We start from the raw sequence: 20,052 nt of genomic DNA, 5'->3' as shown, positions 1-20,052 counted from the left end.
AAAGCAGAAAAAATCGCCCATATTGCCCGGCGCCGCGGACTCAGGTTGTCAGCCCATTACCATTGCAGGCGCTCGACACCCTCGAAGGTCATTTCACTGCCATCGGCCATTGTAACCGTGCCGGAGACATCGGTGCCAAAGGTCAGGGTCCCATGGGCGGTGGCATTGGTAATCAGCGAGCCGTCCGCCAGCGTGACGGTCCAGCCGCCAAAGCCCGGGCCGGCCGAGACGCTGTTGACATAGATCGTATCGGTCCAGCCGCCGCCGACACCGCCGGAAAAATGATCCTGACCCCAGCCGGCCGCGAAATAGGCCGTATCGGCGCCATCGCCGCCATAGATGATGTCGTCGCCGAGGCCACCGGTCAGGGTATCGGTGCCGGCGGCACCGATCAGCGTGTCATTTCCTGCACCGCCGGTCAGCGCGTCGTTGCCGACCGCACCGTCAAGAATATTGTCGCCGGCATCGCCGGTCAGCGTGTCGTTGCCGCCGCCGCCGGTCAGATTCTCGATACCGGAGAAGGTATCGCCGGCCGCATTGCCGCCAGTGGCCACGCCGGTCGCAAGATTGATAGTGACCACCGTATTCGAGCCGGCATAGCTGGCCGTGTCGTTGCCAGCACCGCCAACCAGCACATCCGCGCCACCGCCGCCATTCAGAACATCGTCGCCCGCGCCGCCATCCAGACGGTTGGCCGCAGCATCGCCGGTCAGGGTGTCGCTGAAATCCGAGCCGGTCAGGTTTTCGATGGTCGCCAGCGTGTCGCCCTGGGCATCGCCACCGGTGCCTACGCCCGTCGTCAGATTGACGGTAACGCCGGCCGTTGAGCCGGCATAGCTGGCCGTATCCGTGCCGGTACCGCCGATCAACGCATCCGCCCCGGCGCCGCCCGTGAGAATATCATTGCCGGTGCCGCCATCGAGGCGATTGGCAGTCGCATCGCCGGTCAGCGTATCCGCGCTGCTGCTGCCGATCAGGTTCTCGATGCCACTGAGCGTATCGCCGGCCGCATCGCCACCGCTGCCGGTGCCAGCCGCAAGATCGACAGTGACGGCTGTGGACGATGCCGCATAGCTGGCCGTATCGATCCCGGCACCGCCGATCAGGATATCGGCGCCGGCGCCGCCAACCAGGGTATCGGCACCAGCGCCGCCATCGAGCGTATTCGCGTTGGCGTCACCGGTCAGGGTATCGGCCAGAGCGCTGCCGATCAGGATTTCGATACCGGACAAGCTATCGCCTTGCGCATCGCCGCCGCTACCAGTGCCTGCTGCAAGGCTGACCGTCACCGCCGCCGTCGAGGCCGCATAGCTGGCCGTATCGGTACCGGTGCCGCCAACCAGCACATCCGCGCCGCCACCGCCAACCAGCAGATCATCGCCCGCCCCGCCATCGAGGCGATTGACGGTCGTATTGCCCGTCAGGGTATCGGCATGATCGGAGCCGGTGACATTCTCGATAGTGGCGAGCGTATCGCCTTCGGCATCGCCGCCGGCTCCTGTGCCGGTGAGAAGATTCACGGTGACCGCCGCGGTCGAGCCGGCATAGCTGGCCGTATCGGTGCCGACGCCGCCGATCAGGGTATCGGCACCAACGCCGCCGATCAGGGTGTCGTTACCGCTGCCGCCATCTAGGCTGTTCACCGCATCGTCGCCGGTAAGGGTGTCGTTACCACTGCCGCCGACCAGATTCTCGATACCGGTCAGGATGTCGCCGGCAGCATCGCCGCTGCTGCCGGTTCCAGCAGCCAGGCTGACGGCAACCGTCGCAGTGGCGCTGGCATAACTGGCAGTATCGTTGCCCGCACCGCCGATCAGGATATCGGCACCGGCGCCGCCCGCCAGCGTATCGTTGCCCGCGCCACCGTCCAGCGTATTGGCGGTCGCGCTGCCGGTCAGGGTGTCGTTGAAATCGGACCCCGTAACATTTTCGATGGTGGCCAGCGTATCGCCGGCCGCATCTCCGCCGGTGCCGGTGCCGGTGGTCAGATTGACCGTCACGGCGGCTGACGAGGCTCTATAGCTGGCCGTATCCGTACCCACACCGCCGATCAGAATATCGGCACCAGCGCCACCCGTCAGGGTGTCGTCGCCGGCGCCACCATCCAACTGGTTCACACCGCTGTTGCCCGTCAGGGTATCCACGTAAGCGCTGCCCGTGACATTCTCGATCGTTGACAGCGTATCGCCTTCGGCATCGCCGCCCGTCCCGGTGCCTGCCGCCAGATCAACCGTCACGGCATCCGCAGAGGCCGCATAGCTGGCGGTATCGGTGCCAACACCGCCGATCAGGGTATCCGCGCCCAAACCGCCCGCTAGCGTGTCATTGCCGCTGCCGCCATCGATGACATTGTCGCTGGCATTACCGGTCAGGGTATCGGCACCGCTGCCGCCAATCAGATTCTCGATACCCGTCAGCGTGTCGCCAGCCGCATCGCCGGCCGTGCCGCTTCCGGTCGCCAGGCTGGCCGCAACAGTGGCCGTTGCACTGGCATAGCTGGCGGTATCGCTACCCGCGCCGCCAATCAAAATGTCGGCGCCGGCGCCGCCGGACAGCAGATCGTCACCCGCTCCGCCATCCAGCGTATTGGCGGTGGCGCCACCGGTCAGCGTGTCATTGAAATCGGAACCGGTCACATTCTCGATGGTGGCCAGGGTATCGCCCTGGGCATCGCCGCCCAGGCCGGTGCCGGTCGTCAGGTTGACCGTCACGGCGGCCGACGAGGCCACATAGCTGGCAGTATCAGTACCGGTACCGCCGATCAGAGTATCCGCCCCGCCGCCGCCAGCGAGCATGTCGTCGCCCGCGCCGCCATCCAGCTGGTTCGCACCACTGCTGCCAGTCAGCGTATCGGCGTAAGCACTGCCCATCAGATTTTCGACGGTGGCGAGCGTGTCGCCCTGCGCATCGCCGCCCAGGCCGGTGCCAGCTTCAAGGTCGACCGTGACAGCTGCCGCCGAAGCCGCATAACTGGCCGTATCAGTGCCGGCGCCGCCGATCAGGGTGTCGCTGCCGGCGCCGCCAGCCAATGTGTCGTTGCCGGCACCGCCATCGAGAATATTGGCGCCACTATCGCCGGTCAGAGCATCAGCACCGCCACCGCCGGTCAGATTCTCGATCCCGGAGAAGGTATCGCCGGCCGCATCGCCGCCGGTGGCTGCGCCGGTCGCCAGACTGACCGTCACCGCTGTATTCGAACCGGCATAACTGGCCGTGTCGCTGCCGGTACCGCCGACCAGCACATCGGAGCCCGCCGCGCCGATCAGGGTGTCATCGCCGGCACCGCCTTCCAGGCGGTTCGCCGCGGCATCGCCGGTCAGCGTGTCGTCGAAATCGGAGCCGGTCACATTCTCGATCGTGGCCAGCGTATCGCCCTGGGCATCGCCGCCGCTGCCCAGACCAGTGGTCAGATTCACCGTGACAGCCGCGGTAGAGCCCGTGTAGCTGGCCGTATCCGTGCCGGTGCCGCCGATCAGCATGTCGGCGCCGCCACCCCCGGTCAGAATGTCATTGCCGGTGCCGCCATCCAGACGGTTGGCGCCGGCATCGCCGATCAGCGTGTCGGCATTGATGCTGCCGGTGAGATTCTCGATCCCCGCCAGCGTATCACCGGCCGCATCGCCACCCGATCCGGTACCGGCTGCCAGGTCGACTGTGACTGCTGCTGCCGAACCCGCATAGCTGGCCGTATCCGTGCCGGTGCCGCCGATCAGCGTATCGGCACCGGCCCCGCCGGCCAGCGTATCGTTGCCCGCGCCGCCATCCAGGATATTGGCCGCCGCATCGCCGGTCAGGGTATCGGCCAGGGTACTGCCGATCAGATTCTCGATCCCCGACAGCGTGTCGCTGGCGGCATCGCCGCCTGTACCCGTGCCGGCAGCCAGGCTGACCGTAACGGCCGCCGTGGACGCAGTATAATCCGCTGTATCGCTGCCGGTCCCGCCGACCAGCGCATCCGCACCCGCGCCGCCGATCAGCGTGTCGTCACCTGCACCGCCATCGAGGCGGTTGGCAGCGGCATCGCCGGTCAGGGTATCGGCATGATCGGAACCGGTCAGATTCTCGATGGTGGCCAGCGTATCGCCTTCGGCATCGCCGCTAGCGCCAGTGCCGGTCGCGAGATTGACCGTGACGCCGGAAGACGAGCCGGCATAGCTGGCCGTATCCGTGCCGGCGCCGCCAATCAGAACGTCTGCGCCGCCCCGGCCGATCAGCGTGTCGTTACCGCTACCGCCATCCAGGCGATTGACATCCGTATCGCCGCTCAGCGTATCCGCGTTGATGCTGCCGGTCAGATTCTCGATGCTGGTCAATATATCACCGGCGGCATCGCCGCCCGATCCGGTGCCTGCCGCCAGATCCACCGTGACGGCTGTTGCTGAAGCCGCATAACTGGCGGTATCGCTGCCGGCGCCGCCGATCAAGGTATCCGCACCGGCAGCGCCCGTCAGCGTATCGTCGCCGGCGCCACCATCCAGGACATTCGCCGCTGTGCTGCCGGTCAGGCTGTCAGCATGGTCGGAGCCCGTCACATTCTCGATGGTTGTCAGCGTATCACCGGTGGCATCGCCGCCACTGACGGCGCCGGTTGCCAGATTGACCGTCACCGCCGCTGCCGAACCGGCATAGCTGGCCGTATCCGTGCCGGTGCCGCCGATCAGCTGGTCGGCGCCGGTGCCGCCAACAAGAATATCGTCGCCCAGGCCGCCATCGAGCCGGTCATTGCCGGCGCCGCCGGTCAGGGTATTGGCACCGGCATCGCCGGTCAGGGTATCGGCCAGCGCACTGCCGGACAGGTTCTCGATACCGCTCAGGGTGTCACCGGCGGCATCGCCGCTGCTGGCCGCTCCGGTGGAGAGGTTCACTGTGACAGCCGCTGAGGAACCGGCATAGTCGGCCGTGTCGCTACCGCTGCCGCCGATCAGGGTATCGGCGCCGGCACCGCCGCTGAGTTTGTCGTCACCCGCACCGCCATCCAGACGGTTGGCGCCGGCATCGCCGGTCAGGGCGTCGTCATGATCCGAGCCGGTCAGATTTTCGATGCCGGTCAGCGTATCGCCCTGGGCGTCGCCGCCGCTGGCGGTGCCGGCCGAAAGATTGACACTGACACCTGCCGACGAACCCACATAACTGGCCGTATCCACGCCGCTGCCACCGGTCAGGGTATCGCCACCGGTGCCGCCGGTCAGACTGTCGTCGCCGGCGCCACCATCCAGGATATTCGCGCCCGCATCGCCGGTCAGGGTATCGGCCAGGGCGCTGCCGGTCAGATTCTCGATACCGCTCAACGTGTCGCCCGCTGCGTCACCGCCGCTGGCCGCGCCTGTTGAAAGATTCACGCTGATACCAGCCGACGAACCGGCATAGCTGGCCGTATCCGAACCGTCACCACCGATCAGGACGTCAGCGCCTGCACCGCCACTCAGACTGTCGTCGCCGGCGCCGCCATCAAGGATATTCGCAGCCGTATCGCCGGTCAGGGCATCGGCATGACCGGAGCCCGTCAGATTCTCGATGCCGCTCAGCGTATCGCCGGTGGCATCACCGCCGCTGGCCGCACCCGTTGCAAGATTGACCGCAACACCAGAAACAGAACCCGCATAGCTGACTGTGTCTGTGCCGCTGCCACCGGCCAGTGTATCCGCACCGGCACCGCCGGTCAGGACATCATTGCCTGAACCGCCAGCCAGCGTGTTCGCACCGGCATCGCCCGTCAGCGTGTCATCGAAGGCGGAACCGGTCAGATTCTCGATATTGCTCAGCGTATCGCTCGCTGCGTCGCCACCATCAGCCGTACCGGCAGCCAGATTGATCAAAACACCCGCAGCAGAACCGGCATAGCTGGCCGTATCGGCCCCAATACCACCGATCAGTGTATCCGCACCGGCACCGCCGGTCAGAACATCGTCCCCTGCACCGCCATCAAGGCGGTTGGCGCCGGAATCGCCGGTCAGGGTATCGGCCAGTGCACTGCCGGACAGGTTCTCAATACCGGTCAGGGTGTCGCCAGCGGCATCGCCGCCGCTGGCGGTGCCGGTGGAAAGGTTGACCGCGACAGCCGCCGAGGATGCGGCGTAGTCGGCCGTATCGCTGCCGCTGCCACCGATCAGGGTATCCGCACCGGCTCCACCGCTGAGCCTGTCGTCACCTACTCCGCCATCCAGACGGTTGGCACCGGCATCGCCTGCCAGAAGATCGTCATGGTCCGTGCCGGTCAGGTTTTCAATGCCGGTCAGCGTGTCGCCCTGGGCGTCGCCGCCGCTGGCTGCCCCTGTGGCGAGGTTGACCGAAATGCCCGCAGCAGAACCGGCATAACTGGCCGTATCCACGCCGCTGCCACCGGTCAGGGTATCGCCACCGGTGCCGCCGGTCAGACTGTCGTCGCCAGCGCCGCCATCCAGGGTGTTCGCGCCCGAATCGCCAGTCAGCGTATCGGCAAGACCGCTGCCAGTCAGATTCTCGATGCCGCTCAAGGTGTCGCCAGCCGCATCGCCGCCGCTGGCCGCACCGGTCGAAAGATTGACCGAAACGCCAGACGCCGAACCGGCATAGCTCGCAGCATCTGTGCCGGCGCCACCGATCAGCGCGTCAGCACCTGCGCCGCCAACCAGCGTATCGTCGCCAGCGCCGCCGTCCAGGATATTCGCCGCACTGTCGCCGGTCAGCGTATCGGCGAAACCCGAGCCGACAACAGTTTCGATGCCGGACAAGACATCGCCCTGCGCATCACCGCCGCTGCCGGTTCCGGTTGCCAGATTGACAGCCACCGCCGCAGCAGAGCCTGCATAATCAGCCGTGTCCGAGCCTGTGCCACCGGCCAGCGTATCCGCACCGGCGCCGCCGACCAGCGTATCGTTGCCGGCACCGCCATCCAGGATATTCGCCGCACTGTCGCCCTTCAGGCTGTCGGCATAGGCTGAGCCCGTCAGGTTCTCGATACTGATATAGGTATCGCCGGCGGCATCACCGGCGCTGCCGCCCTGAGCAAGATCGGCTGTCACGGCTGCCATGGCAGCGGCATAACTGACCGTGTCGCTGCCGGCGTCGCCCGAGAACACTTCCGCCGCCGGCGTCGCCGCAAACAGGTCATTGCCCGAGGCGCCCAGGTGCAGCGGCTGCGATGGCTCCACCGCGCTCACACTGTCCTCAGGCAACGGCTCCGGCGGCGTCAATGCCCCTTCGCTCTCTTCAAGAGCCGGTGCCTCCGCCGTGGTATTCAGAATCCCGGCCTGTTCGGCACGCGCTTCGGCTTCCACCGGTGGCGACCGGCCCATATTCGACTGCTCGGCCGCGCGATCCGCAGCAATGGCGGCAGCCGTCTCGGCCGCAGCCTGCTCGACGGCCGTGAGCGAAGCCGTTTCGGTCGGGTTGACATCCCGCGCGGCAACATCGGGGGTCGCAGCCTGCTGCTGTTCGGCGCCAGCAGCGACAGCCGTTGCCGGTGCGGGTGCAGATGCCGGCGCGCGGGCACCGCCGACCTGCCGGCCGGAATCCAGCAAAGCCGATTGCACCCCGCCATTGGCAAGCTCGCTCGGACGGAGATCGTCCGATGCCCGATCGGTCTGGAAAATATCCTGGACGTTCGCGCCCAATGCGGCGACGCGAATCTCGCCGCCGGCGATCGTCGTCTGATCCGGCTGGAAGCTGCGCTCGTCACCGATCACCGTGCCATAATGCACAGCACCGAGTGTCGGGCCGCTGTCGCTGCCATTGCCGGTATCCCCGGGCGCCGAGAGCGTGCCGGCCTCGCCTGCCAGCCCTCGTGGCGCTTTGGCGTCTTTGGGCAGGGCATTGAGCTCGTCGCTAAGGATGTCTGATTTAACGGTCATTCTGCATCCTAGCTGCGCGAAGGTAACCAATAGTTAATTCTTCGCCGGGCTCTTAGACTGTCATTATACGTCACGCATTCGGCGTATGATTGATGCCAAGCAGATCGTGTACAAAAAATAATATCGATCCTTGCTACTGCATCACTAAGGTCGTCCACTGACGAAAGATGACGGGGGAATCTGCAAAAGTGCGCAGCCGCATAGACACTAGTCTGCTTTACAATCCCACACTGGTCATCTGCTCGATCGTTCTCAACCTCCTGACGGTGGCGCTGCCGATTTTTACACTTCAGGTGTACGACCGGGTGATCCCGAATGCCGCCACCGATACGCTCCTGCTACTGACGATTTTGCTGTTTACCATCCTGTTCGGCGAAGCGGTTTTGCGTGGCATGCGCAGCGCACTGGCCGGCTGGGCCGGCGCCCGCTTTGAACATAACGCCGGCTGTTCCGGCATTGCGCAGCTGCTTGGCGCCGATCTGCAGGCCGCCGAGGCCGATACCCTCGGCACCCACCTTGAACGCCTGGGCGCTATAGACCGCCTGCGCGAATTCTATGCCAACCAGGGCGCCATCATCGTCATCGACCTGCCCTTCGCCCTGCTGTTCGCAGCCATCATCTGGATGGTTGGCGGGCCGCTGGCCTGGGTGACGGTGGCTGTCTTCCTCGCCTTTGCCGTGTCAGCTGCTGTCATCGGCCATGCCTTGCGCAATGCGGTCGACGCCCGCACCGATTCCGACAAACGCCGCATCAGCTTCATGATCGAGGTTCTGTCCGGCATCACCACCATCAAGGCCATGACGATGGAGCGGCTGATGATGCGCCGCTACGAACGCCTGATGGACAATGCCTCCGGTGCGGCACATCACGTCACCTACCTCTCGGCGTTGTCGCAGGCACTCGGCACGTTCTTTTCCAACCTGGCCACCGTTGCCGTTCTGACTTATGGCGCACTGCTGGTGCTCGATCATCAGATGACTATCGGTCAGCTCGCCTGCTGCTCCCTGCTGGCGGGACGCGTCATGCAGCCGCTGCTGCGTGCCATGGGCATCTGGAGCAACTTTCAGACCATCCGTCTGGCCGAGAAGCAGCTTGACCGCCTCTACCGGCTGCCGCAGGAACCCGGCGGTTTGCGCGGCGCGGCGGAGCCAATCGTCCATGCCGGCAGTATCGAATTCCGTGCGGTAAATTTCGAGGATAGCAGCGGCCGGCCCGTGCTGGATAACGCGAACCTGTCAATCCGCGCCGGCGAAACCGTGGCCATCGTTGCGGCCGATGGTGGCGCGCGCTCTGCCGTGCTGTCCCTGATGGGGGGACTGTTGCGGCCGACCGGAGGACAGATTCTGTTTGACGATACGCCGCTGCTGCCGACAGCGCCGCGGCCGGGCCCGAAAGAGATCGGCCTGCTGCCGCGTCATGCCACGGTGTTCCAGGGCAGCCTGATTGACAACTTGACCATGTTCCGCCGCGGCCAGACCGTCGATATCGCCCTGCAGCTCGCCGAGCGACTGGGGCTGGACCGCTATATCGCCTCACTGGCCAATGGCTATGACACCACGATCAGCGGCGGCCAGACCGAAACCCTGCCTGGCGGTGTGCGGCAACGCATTGCCATTATCCGCGGCCTGGTCGACCAGCCCCGCATCGTATTATTCGATGAAAGCAATAATGGCCTCGACCGCAATTCCAACGAGCGCCTGCTGCAACTGCTGGCCGATATGAAGGGCAAGGTCACCATCGTTCTGATCAGTTACCAGCCTTCCGTACTGCGCCTGGCCGACCGCATGTTCGAACTGCGCGAGGGCGCTTTCATGGAACGCCCCACTCTCGGGCCCGCGATCGTGCCAACGGGGGTACCATCGTGAACGACGTCAGCAATCCGCCGCCGTCGGATCCGGCATCGCACCGCCTGCAGGTGGTGCGATCCGAACCCCTGGCGGAAGCTCTGCGTCAGGGCCGTATCGGCGCCTTCCAGGCGGTATCGCCCTTTGCAGCCTGTCTCATGCCATTGCTGACGGCACTGGGTTGGCAGGGCGATCCGCGCCATATCGTCGAAGCGCTGCCGCATTTTGCTGCCGATCTGGACCTGGACGGCCTGCGCAATGTCCTGATCGAACTTTCCTACGTGACCAAGCCGCAGGAAAAACGCATCGACCAGCTCGACCCCCGCCTGCTGCCCTGCCTGCATGTCGACAACACCGGCATCCCGCGTGTGGTGATCGAACGGCATGGCGATGACCTGCGCGTGTTCGATGGCCAGCGCCGCGAGGAAATAACCGCATCCCGCCTGTCGATTGCGGGCACCGCCTATTTCATCGAACTGGCGGAAACGACGCAGGATGACAAAAATTCACGCCCGCTGTTCCTGGGCATGATCGCCCGGCGCTTCCAGGGCATTGCCGTGCAGCTCGGCCTGATCACGCTGTTCGGCAACATCCTGGCGCTCGGCTTCCCGCTTTTCGCCCTCATGATCTATGACACGGTCATCGCCGCCGATGCGCGCGAACTCGTGGTGTATCTGCTCGCTGGCATCGGAATGACCTTCCTGTTCGATTTCGTGCTGCGCATGCTGCGCGGGCGGCTGCTGGCCTATATGGGTGCCCGTATCGAACGGCTGGTTGCCATCTCGGTGCTGAAGCACCTTTTGCGCCTGCCCGTCGGATTCATGGAAGCCGCGCCGATCGGCACGCAGCTCGCACGCCTGAAGGAATTTGAATCGGTGCGCGAGTTCTTCACCGGCCCCTTGGCCGGCGTGGCACTGGACCTGCCTTTCCTGTTCGTTTTCCTGATCGTCATCGCCTGGCTCGGCGGCCCGCTCGTGTTGGTGCCGCTGCTGCTGGGCCTGGTCGTCGTGGCCATCGGCCTGGCCTCCCAGGCCATGCATCGCAGCACGGTGAAGCGTGCAGCGGGCAGCATCGCGACCCGCCACGACCTGACCGTCGAGATCGTGTCGAATCTGCGCGCCATCAAACAGTCCGGCAGCGGCGATATCTGGCTTGAACGCTACCGCGCCGCATCGGCCGCCGCCGTTCTCGATGGCCGCAAGATGCAGGTGGCATCCGGTTTTCTGAACACCCTGTCGCAGATGCTGATGATGCTGGCCGGCGCCATCGTTCTGACCTGGGGCGCCATGCGCATTATCGGCGGCGCCATGACCGTCGGCGAACTGGTCGCCACCATGGCCCTGTCCTGGCGGGTGCTGTCGCCGCTGCAGCTTGGCTTGGTGGCCCTGACACGGCTGGAGCAGATCCGCCATGGCATCCGGCAGATCGATACCCTGCTGCAGCTGCGTCCCGAACTGACGGACCGCACCGCACCGGCCGTCGTGCAGCGCGTCTTTCGTGGCGCCATCACGCTCAACCGGGTCTCGCTGCGCTATCGCCCTGATGCCGAGCCTGCCCTGCTTGGTGTCGATCTGGCGCTCCGGCCCGGCGAACTGATCGGCATCACCGGCCATTCCGGCTCCGGGAAGTCGACGATCCTCAAGGTGATGGCCGGCCTCTACCAGGCGCAGGCCGGCGCTGTATTGCTGGACGGCCTGGACATCCGGCAGATGACGCCGCATGAACTGCGCAGCGCCGTTACCTATGCCCCGCAGAACCGCCATCTGTTTCATGGCACGATAGCGCAGAACCTGCGGCTGGCCGCACCCACGGCCAATGATGACGATCTGAAATCGGCTCTGGCCGAGGCCGGCGCGCTGGACGAAGTTCTCGCATTGCCGGACGGACTGCATTCCGGCCTCGGCGATCATGCCGACGCCTGTCTGCTGTCTGTCGGCCTGCTGCAGCGGATCGCGCTGGCGCGCATTTACCTGCGCCCTGCCGCCGTGCTGCTGCTGGATGAACCCGGGCAGTGGCTGGATGAACCCGGCGATGCCGGCCTGATCCAGTCGCTGCGCGCCCGCCGCGGCCAGCAGACCATTGCCATCGTCACCCACAGGCCAAGCCACCTGGCGATCTGCGACCGCGTCGTCCTGATGGAAAATGGTCGCATCGTCGAAACCCGTATCGCCGGACAGGGACAAACAATGCGTAGTCACGGAGTCGCACCATGAGCGAGACTGCAACCGGCCCGCAGGGCTTTGGCGGCAAGCTGCCGGCCTTGCGCGCCGATCCCGCCCGCATTCGCTACCTGACTCTGGCAATACAGCTTGAAGAAGGCCGGCCGCCGCGCCTGATGCAGGCTTCGGTCTGGATTGCCGCGGCCATCGTGGCCACGACCATCGGCTGGGCCGCCGTGACCAAGGTCGCGCAGGTGGCCCGGGCACCGGGCGAAATTGTCCCCAATGGCAACCTGCAGGCCATGCAGCATCTGGAAGGCGGCATCGTCCGCGAGGTGCTGGTCAGCGAGGGCGATCTGGTCGAGGAAGGCCAGGTTCTGATCCGCCTGGACCATACCGGCGTTCTGGCCGAGCTGGAGCAGCTGCGCACGCGGGAACGCGCCCTGCGCCTGCAGGCCGAGCGCCTGCGCGCCTTTGCCGATGGCCGCATCGCTGTTCTCGACGACTCTCTCGAACAGGGCCTGTCCTCCGATCAGGCCGCTATCCTGCGCAGCCAGGAGAAATCCCGTGCCAGCCAGCGCATCGTGCTGGAGCGCCAGCTGGCCGGGCGCCGCGCCGATCTTGATGCCCTGGTCGGCCAGCAGAGAACCCTGCAGCGCCAGACCGCGATCACGGGCGAGGCGCTGGAAATGCGCAAGACCCTGAACAGCCAGGGTTTGAATTCGCGTCTGACTTACCTCGATGTGCAGCGCGAGATGAACCGGGTGCAGGGCGAACTGACCACCGTAACGGTGAATATCGGACGGGCGCGCGAGGCGGTTGCCGAGGCCGAACAGCGGCTGGTCGAGCTGGAGTCACGTCTGGCCGTCGATGCCATGCGCGAGCTGGGCACCGTGACCGGCGAGTTGCGGCAGGTGGAAGAGGCGCGCGTCAAGCTGGAAGACCGTGTCGCCCGCACCACCGTCACCGCGGCCGTGCGGGGCGTGATCAAGGACCTGAAGGCGCGCACCGCCGGTGGCGTGATCGCGCCGGGCGGCAGCATTGCCGAAATCGTGCCGCTCGGCCGCGAACTGATCGTGGAAGCGCGAGCGCAGCCGGCCGATATCGGTCAGCTACGGCTGAACCAGCCCGCGGCCGTGAAAGTCTCCACCTATGATTTTGCGCAATTCGGCAGCGTGCCGGGGCATGTGACCCATATCTCGCCCTCCACCTTCCGCGATCCGCTGGGCGTGCCCTATTACAAACTGCTGGTGCAGCTCGACAAGGATCATGTAGGCGACGACCCCAAACGCAATCCGGTGCTGCCGGGCATGATCGTTCTGGTCGACATCAAGACCGACGAACGCAGCGTGCTGCGCTTCCTGCTCAATCCGGTCTATCGCGCGCTCGACGCGGCGTTCCAGGAGCGCTGACGCGCAACCGGAATCGCGCCGCCCGGTGTTGCGGGCGATTGAGAAAGCGGGGAATTGGCAGCGGATTCCGGGAAGGAATGGCTGGGGGACTAGGATTCGAACCTAGACAACCAGAGTCAGAGTCTGGGGTCCTACCGTTAGACGATCCCCCAGCAGGGATCGGGGCCGGGATATAGCCCGTCTAAGGGGGCTTTGCAACCCCCCTGTCAGCGCAGGCTAGCGTTTGAAAAGACTGACGATTTCCAGATGCGGCGACCACCGGAACTGGTCGATCGGCACCGCCCGCTCCAGGACATAGCCGGCATCGGCCAGAACCCGGGCGTCGCGGGCAAAGCTGGAGGGGTCGCAAGAGGCCATCACGATCAGGCCCGGCGCCTCGCCGACCTTCGCGGCCTCGGCGATCTGCTGCACCTGCGCCTTGGCGCCGGCGCGCGGCGGATCGATCACCAGGGCATCGAGCTTCTTCAGCTCCGCCCGACCGAGCGGCTGGCGCTCCAGATCGCGCGCCGTGGCGGTCAGCTTGCCGGCAAAACCCTTGGCGCCGGCCGTGAGCGCGGCAATCGCCGGCTTGTCGGCATCCACCGCCCAGACGGTCCTGCCGCTGGCCACCAGACGCAGGGCAAAAGCGCCGCAGCCCGAGAAAAGATCGGCGACGCGTTTGGCATCCTTCACGGCATCGACGGCGAAATCCGCCATAACCTGTTCGGCTTCGGCGGTGGCCTGCAAGAAGCCGCCCGGCGCCAGCGTCACGACATGGGCACCGAAGGACACGCGCGGCGTCTGTTCGCCCTGATACAGCATCTCGGGCTCGGCGCGCATGTCGAAGCGGAAACTGAGGCGCGCGAGGCCAAGCTGCTTGGCCGTCTTGCTCAGTTCGATCCGCTCCTGCACCCGCATCTTCAGTTTGCCGGTGATCAGCACATCGAGGCCGGTTTCGGTCTCGGTGACCTTCAGGTCGACGGCCCAGCCATCGCCCAGCACCGGCAACATCATGGCGCGCAGGCCGGGCAAGGCGGCAACCAGACCGGGCCGCAGCACCAGGCAGGTCTGCAGGTCGACAATCTTGCGCGTCTGCGCCTCGTGGAACCCGGCCAGCACCTTGTCCTTCACGCGGCGGACAATGAACTCGGCGCGCCGGCGCGAACCATCCGGCACGGCGACCAGATCCTCCACCGGCGGGGCCTCGAAGTCGCGCCGCTTCAGCGCCGCCACCAGCTTGTCGCGCTTCCAGGCCCGGTAAGGAGCATCGGCCCAGTGCTGCAGCGCGCAGCCGCCGCAGGCGCCAAAATGCGGACAGGGTGGCTCGACGCGATCGGGTCCTGCTTCCTCCAGCACGCTGATTGCGGCGGCGAAACCGTCGCCGCGCTCTTCGCCGGATTTGGCGGCCACGCGGTCGCCCGGCACGGTGAAGGGGATGTAATACCGCGCATCATCCTTGCTCAGCACGCCATGGCCCTGCCCGCCCATGCGTTCGATCACACCCTCGACATCACGCATGGATTGCACCTTTTCTGGCGGCGATCAGGAATTCACGATTGCCTTCCGGCCCCAGGATCGGACTGGGCTCGATACCGGCCACGGTCCAGCCGGGCAAACCGCTCCACCATTCACGGATCGTGTTGCAGACTTCCTCATGCAGAGCGGGATCGCGCACCACACCGCCCTTGCCGACGCGTTCGCGGCCGACCTCGAACTGCGGCTTGATCAAAGCCACGGCCCAGGCATCTGCGGCAGCCAAAGCCAGCGCCGCCGGCAGCACGGTCTGCAGGCCGATGAAGCTGGCATCGCAGACCACACAGGAAATTGGATCCGGGATCAGCTCGGCCGTCAGATGGCGCGCATTGGTCTTTTCCATCACCACGACGCGGCTATCATTGCGCAAGCGCCAGTCGAGCTGGCCCTCGCCCACATCGACAGCGAAGACTTTCGCGGCATTATGATGCAGCAGCACATCCGTGAAGCCACCGGTGGACGAACCGACATCGATAGCAGTGCGGCCTGCAGCATCCAACGAAAAATGATCGATGGCATGCGCGAGCTTGACGCCGCCGCGGCTCACCCAGGGATGCGGCTTGCCGCGCACCTCCAGCGGCACATCGGCCGCCAGCGTCACGCCCGGCTTGTCGAGCCGCTTTTCCCCCGAGAACACCAGACCGGCCATGATGGCGGCCTGCGCCCTGGTCCGGCTTTCCGCCAGGCCGCGCTCCACCAGCAGCTGATCGAGGCGCTGTTTCGGGGCTTTCATCGCTGCAGACTATGGCTGCGGGCGGCGAAACGCCAGACCAGCAGTACGGCCACCACGGTCAGGCCAACCACCAGCCCAATCCAGACGCCGGTGCCGCGCAGGGGCGTGAAAAAACCGAACCAGACGGCGACCGGGAAACCGACCAGCCAGTAGCCGACGATGGTAATCACCATCGGTGTCGCGGTGTCCTTCAGGCCGCGCAGGGCACCATTGGCCACCGCCTGCGCCCCATCGACCAGCTGGAACAGCGCCGCAATGCCGAGATAGATCACCGCAAGATCGAAGACCGCCGAGCTGCGGTCGGGGAAATACAAACCGACCAGCGGCGCGGCAGCAAAGCCGAAAACCAGTGCCGTCAGGCCCATGAAACCAATGCCCATCGCGATGGCAATCCAGCCGGCCCGGCGCAAACCGCCGGCATCGCCGGCGCCGGCCGCCAAGCCGACACGCACGGTGGCAGCCTGGCCCAGGCCCATCGGCACCATGAAGGCAAACGAGGCCCATTGCAGCGCGATCTGATGCGCCGCGACTTCCGCCGCGCCCAGACGACCCATCAGCAGGGCGGCGGCCGAAAACAGCCCGACCTCGGCGCCCAGCGCCATGGCGATCGGCAGGCCGACGCGCAGATAGGCGCGCATGCGGTCGGGCGTGGTACGCCACCAGCCGCGCGACAGCTGATAGAGGCTGAACTGCGGATCGCGGGCGATATACCAGCCCAGCCCGATGAAGGTGGCGATATTTACCAGGCTGGAGCCGAGGCCGGCGCCGATCACGCCCAGCGACGGCACGATCCAGAAGCCGAAGATCAGCACGTAATTGACGATGGCATTCAGCACCAGGGCCAGCACCATGAACACCATGGCCGGCCGCGGCCGTTCCAGCGCGGCCACAAAGCCGCGCAGCACCATGAACCAGACCGAGGCGATGAACACGCCGCTCAGTGCCTGCAGGAAGGGCACGGCCAGGGCGATCAATTCGGCCGGCTGGCCGATCAGCACCAGGAAGGGCTCGCTGAGCCACAGCAGCGCCGTGCAGACCACGCCATAGACGCCGGTGGCAATCAGGCCGTCATGCACGGCATGGCGCACGCCCGCACGATCGTTGGGATCATGACCCAGCGCCTGTGCGGCCACTGCCGGCGTGGCCATGGCGAGACCCAGTCCGATAATCCAGAAGAAGGTGAAGATGGCGACGCCCAAAGCCGCCGCACCCAGCGCCAGTTCGCTGAAATGCGACAGCAGCCACACATCGGTGGCATGGATGGACATCTGGGCGAGCTGGGTGCCGACAATCGGCAACGCCAGCGTGAGCGTGGCCCGCGCTTCCTTGAGGATCATGATGAATTGTCCTGTTAGGCGCGGGCCGGAATCTCGCTGGCGCGACCGAGCGCCATGAGAGCGGTGGCGACGATCTGCGGCGCATTCAGCCCCGCCTCGTCATACTGCTTCATCGGGTTGTCGTGATCGATGAAGCGGTCGGGCAGCACCAGCGGCCGGATCTTCAGGCCATGATCCAGCAGTCCGTCATGGCTGAGGAACTGCAGCACATGGCTGCCGAAGCCGCCAACCGAGCCTTCTTCCAGGGTGATCAGCACTTCGTGGTTGCGCGCCAGCTGGCGCACCAGATCAGTATCCAGCGGTTTACAGAAGCGCGCATCGGCCACCGTGGTCGACAGGCCGCGGGCGCCGAGATCGTCGGCGGCCTTCAGCGCTTCGGCCAGGCGCGTGCCGAACGAAAGAATGGCGATCTTGCTGCCTTCGCGGATGACGCGGCCCTTGCCGATCGGCAGCACCGAACCATGCTCGGGTAGCAGCAGGCCGGTGCCTTCGCCGCGCGGATAACGGAAGGCCGACGGCCGATCATCGATGGCGGCCGCGGTGGCGACCATATGAATCAGTTCAGCCTCATCGGCCGCCGCCATCACCACCATATCGGGCAGGCAGGCGAGATAGGCGATATCGAAACTGCCGGCATGCGTCGCGCCGTCGGCGCCGACCAGGCCGGCACGGTCGATGGCGAAACGCACCGGCAGCCGCTGGATCGCCACATCATGCACCACCTGGTCATAGGCGCGCTGCAGGAAGGTGGAGTAGATCGCGACAAAGGGTTTGAAGCCTTCGGTGGCCAGGCCGGCAGCAAAGGTCACCGCATGCTGCTCGGCGATGCCGACATCGAAGCAGCGGTTCGGAAAGCGCTTGGCAAACACATCGAGGCCAGTGCCTGACGGCATGGCGGCGGTGACGGCCACGATCTTGTCGTCGCGCGCGGCTTCCGCGACCAGGCTGTCGGCAAAGACGCGGGTATAGCTCGGCGGACCGGCCTTGGGCTTGGCCTGGGTGCCGGTGACGACATCGAATTTCGACACGCCGTGATACTTGTCGTCGGCGGCCTCGGCCGGGCCATAGCCCTTGCCCTTCTGCGTCACCACATGAATCAGCACCGGACCGGTCTTGTCGGTGTCGCGGATATTCTTGAGCACCGGCACCAGATGATCGAGGTTATGGCCGTCGATCGGGCCGACGTAATAAAAGCCCAGCTCCTCGAACAGCGTGCCGCCGGCCATCATGCCGCGGGCGTATTCCTCGGCCTTCTCGGCCATCGAGGTCAGGCCCTTGGGCAGAATCTTTTCGCCGATCTGCTTGGCCACCTGGCGCAGGCCGAGATAGGAGCGCGACGACATCAGGCGCGACAGATAGGCGCTCATGGCGCCGACCGGTGGCGCAATCGACATGTCGTTGTCGTTGAGGATGACGATCAGGCGGCTGTCCATCGAGCCGGCGTTGTTCATCGCCTCATAGGCCATGCCGGCCGACATGGCGCCGTCGCCGATCACGCAGATGACATTGCTGCGCTCGCCCTTGAAGTCGCGCGCCACCGCCATGCCGAGACCGGCCGAGATCGAGGTGGAGGAATGCGCGGCGCCGAAGGGATCGTATTCGCTTTCCGAACGGCGCGTGAAACCCGACAGGCCGCCGGGCTGGCGGAGAGTCCGGATGCGGTCGCGGCGGCCGGTGAGAATCTTGTGCGGATAGGCCTGGTGGCCGACATCCCAGATCAGGCGGTCGGCCGGCGTATCGAAGACATGATGCACGGCAACGGTGAGTTCCACCACGCCAAGGCCGGCGCCCAGATGGCCGCCGGTGACCGAGACAGCATCGATCATCTCGCGACGGACTTCGTCCGCGAGCTGCTTGAGCTGGTCGAGATCGAACTGCCGGGTATCGGCCGGGCTATGGACCGTATCCAGCAGGGGCGTGCGGTTGCTGATCATCTTGGCCTGATCGTGTCACGAGCGGCGGGTTATAACAAACTCCGCCAGCTCCTGCAAAACCACGGAACCAGGGCCGAATTGGGCCGAAACCCGGGATTTGGCCGAATTGGTTAACGCCCGCGCCTTGGCCCGGGCCTGATCCAGGCCCAGCAGGCCGACAAAGGTGGCCTTGCCGGCCGCGGCATCCTTGCCCACCGCCTTGCCGACCTCGGCGGCCGAGCCTTCATGGTCGAGGAGGTCGTCGGCAATCTGGAAGGCGAGTCCCAGATCGGCGGCATAATCGCGCAGGACTGCCTGTTCTGCCGCCCCGGCACCGGCCAGGATCGCGCCCGCCTCAGCCGAAAAGGCGATCAGCGCGCCGGTCTTCAGCGCCTGCAGCCGGGCGATCTCGTCATAGCTCAGCGGCTGTCCCGCCGCCGTCCGGTCTTCGGCCGCCAGGTCGATGGCCTGGCCGCCAACCATGCCGCGCGCACCGGCTGCCAATGCCAAGCCGGCGACCAGTGCGGCTCGGATGGCGGCATCGGCATGGGTGGCCGGATCGGCCAGCACCAGGAAAGCCTGCGTCTGCAGTCCGTCGCCGGCCAGCACGGCGGTGGCCTCGTCGAAGGCCTTGTGCACGGTGGGCTTGCCACGTCGCAGGTCGTCATCGTCCATGCAGGGCAGGTCGTCATGCACCAGCGAATAGGCATGCAGCATCTCGATGGCGGCCGCGACCCGCAGCGACTGTGCACGCGGCACAGCAAACAGGTCGGCCCCGGCGACGACCAGCAGCGCGCGCAGGCGCTTGCCACCACCGAGGCAGGCATAGCGCATGGCTTCATCAAGCTTTTCGGTCGGGCCTTCCACGGCTGGCAGCAGGCGGTCGAGCGCGGCCTCTACGGCTGTGCCAACATCCTGCATGGCCGCCGCGAATGCGGGCGACGGCTGGTCGGCCATCTCAGTCGGCCTTGAAGGGCTGGGTGCCGGCCTGGCCATCGGCGCCGACGACGATCTTTTCGATCTTCTCTTCCGCGGCCTTCAGCTTGGCCTCGCAATGGCGTTTCAGCAGCGCGCCGCGGCCATAGAGCGCAATCGACTCTTCCAGATCGACGCGGCCGCTTTCCAGCTTGGCGACGATCTCGTCCAGCGCCTTCAGTGCGGCCTCGAAGCTCAGCGCCGCGATGTCCGCCGGGATGGTCTCCTGAGCGGTATTTTCCTGGGCCTTGGACATGCCGCCTCCGTTCCACAAAGCTGCCACAGTTTAGGGACTAGCTTACGCTGCAACAACCCGCGCCCACCCGTCCCTCGGGGTG

Annotated in this window: 10 protein-coding genes and 1 tRNA gene; 3 read left to right on the top strand and 8 right to left on the bottom strand. The window is 65.8% G+C overall.

Annotation, left to right across the window (positions count from 1 at the left end; all coding sequences use genetic code 11):
• Positions 1-56: 56 nt before the first annotated feature.
• Positions 57-7,829 carry a hypothetical protein gene (locus AC1ROT_RS14600; protein WP_492999871.1) on the bottom strand — a complete coding sequence of 2,591 codons (7,773 nt, stop codon included), beginning with the start codon at positions 7,827-7,829 and terminating at the stop codon, positions 57-59.
• A gap of 188 nt (positions 7,830-8,017) precedes the next feature.
• Between AC1ROT_RS14600 and AC1ROT_RS14595 the strand changes: the two genes are divergently transcribed.
• Genes AC1ROT_RS14595 through AC1ROT_RS14585 form a run of 3 tightly spaced genes read left to right on the top strand, consistent with a single transcriptional unit; the run spans position 8,018 to position 13,244 of the window.
• A complete protein-coding gene (locus AC1ROT_RS14595) occupies positions 8,018-9,694 on the top strand; it encodes a peptidase domain-containing ABC transporter (RefSeq protein ID WP_492999870.1) in 1,677 nt (558 codons plus the stop codon).
• Positions 9,691-11,886: a peptidase domain-containing ABC transporter gene (locus tag AC1ROT_RS14590; RefSeq protein ID WP_492999869.1), complete on the top strand. Its 2,196-nt coding sequence runs from the start codon at positions 9,691-9,693 to the stop codon at positions 11,884-11,886. Before AC1ROT_RS14595 ends, AC1ROT_RS14590 begins: the two co-directional genes overlap by 4 nt.
• The gene (locus AC1ROT_RS14585) at positions 11,883-13,244 is read left to right on the top strand and encodes an HlyD family type I secretion periplasmic adaptor subunit (protein WP_492999867.1); all 1,362 of its coding nucleotides are present in this window, start codon (positions 11,883-11,885) and stop codon (positions 13,242-13,244) included. Before AC1ROT_RS14590 ends, AC1ROT_RS14585 begins: the two co-directional genes overlap by 4 nt.
• Positions 13,245-13,322: 78 nt before the next feature.
• On the opposite strand, the gene AC1ROT_RS14580 is transcribed toward AC1ROT_RS14585, so the two are convergent.
• From AC1ROT_RS14580 to AC1ROT_RS14550, 7 genes are all read right to left on the bottom strand, one after another.
• Positions 13,323-13,396: transfer RNA gene (locus tag AC1ROT_RS14580), tRNA-Gln, on the bottom strand.
• 64 nt (positions 13,397-13,460) lie between these two features.
• On the bottom strand, positions 13,461-14,741 hold the full coding sequence (locus tag AC1ROT_RS14575) for a class I SAM-dependent RNA methyltransferase (protein WP_492999865.1): 1,281 nt from the start codon (positions 14,739-14,741) through the stop codon (positions 13,461-13,463).
• Positions 14,734-15,489 carry a TlyA family RNA methyltransferase gene (locus AC1ROT_RS14570; protein ID WP_492999864.1) on the bottom strand — a complete coding sequence of 252 codons (756 nt, stop codon included), beginning with the start codon at positions 15,487-15,489 and terminating at the stop codon, positions 14,734-14,736. Before AC1ROT_RS14570 ends, AC1ROT_RS14575 begins: the two co-directional genes overlap by 8 nt.
• Positions 15,486-16,826 (bottom strand): MATE family efflux transporter, encoded by a 1,341-nt coding sequence (locus AC1ROT_RS14565; RefSeq protein ID WP_492999862.1) that lies wholly within the window; start codon positions 16,824-16,826, stop codon positions 15,486-15,488. Before AC1ROT_RS14565 ends, AC1ROT_RS14570 begins: the two co-directional genes overlap by 4 nt.
• A 14-nt stretch (positions 16,827-16,840) precedes the next feature.
• A complete protein-coding gene (gene dxs, locus AC1ROT_RS14560) occupies positions 16,841-18,760 on the bottom strand; it encodes a 1-deoxy-D-xylulose-5-phosphate synthase (RefSeq protein WP_492999860.1) in 1,920 nt (639 codons plus the stop codon).
• A 15-nt stretch (positions 18,761-18,775) separates the two neighbouring features.
• A complete protein-coding gene (locus AC1ROT_RS14555; protein ID WP_492999858.1) occupies positions 18,776-19,696 on the bottom strand; it encodes a polyprenyl synthetase family protein in 921 nt (306 codons plus the stop codon).
• 1 nt (position 19,697) lies between these two features.
• Positions 19,698-19,970, bottom strand: a complete 273-nt coding sequence (locus AC1ROT_RS14550) for an exodeoxyribonuclease VII small subunit (protein WP_492971856.1) — start codon at positions 19,968-19,970, stop codon at positions 19,698-19,700.
• Positions 19,971-20,052 lie beyond the last annotated feature (82 nt).

The organism is Ferrovibrio sp. GW821-FHT12E11, from assembly GCF_058806975.1.
This window is presented reverse-complemented; position numbering and strand designations above follow the sequence as displayed.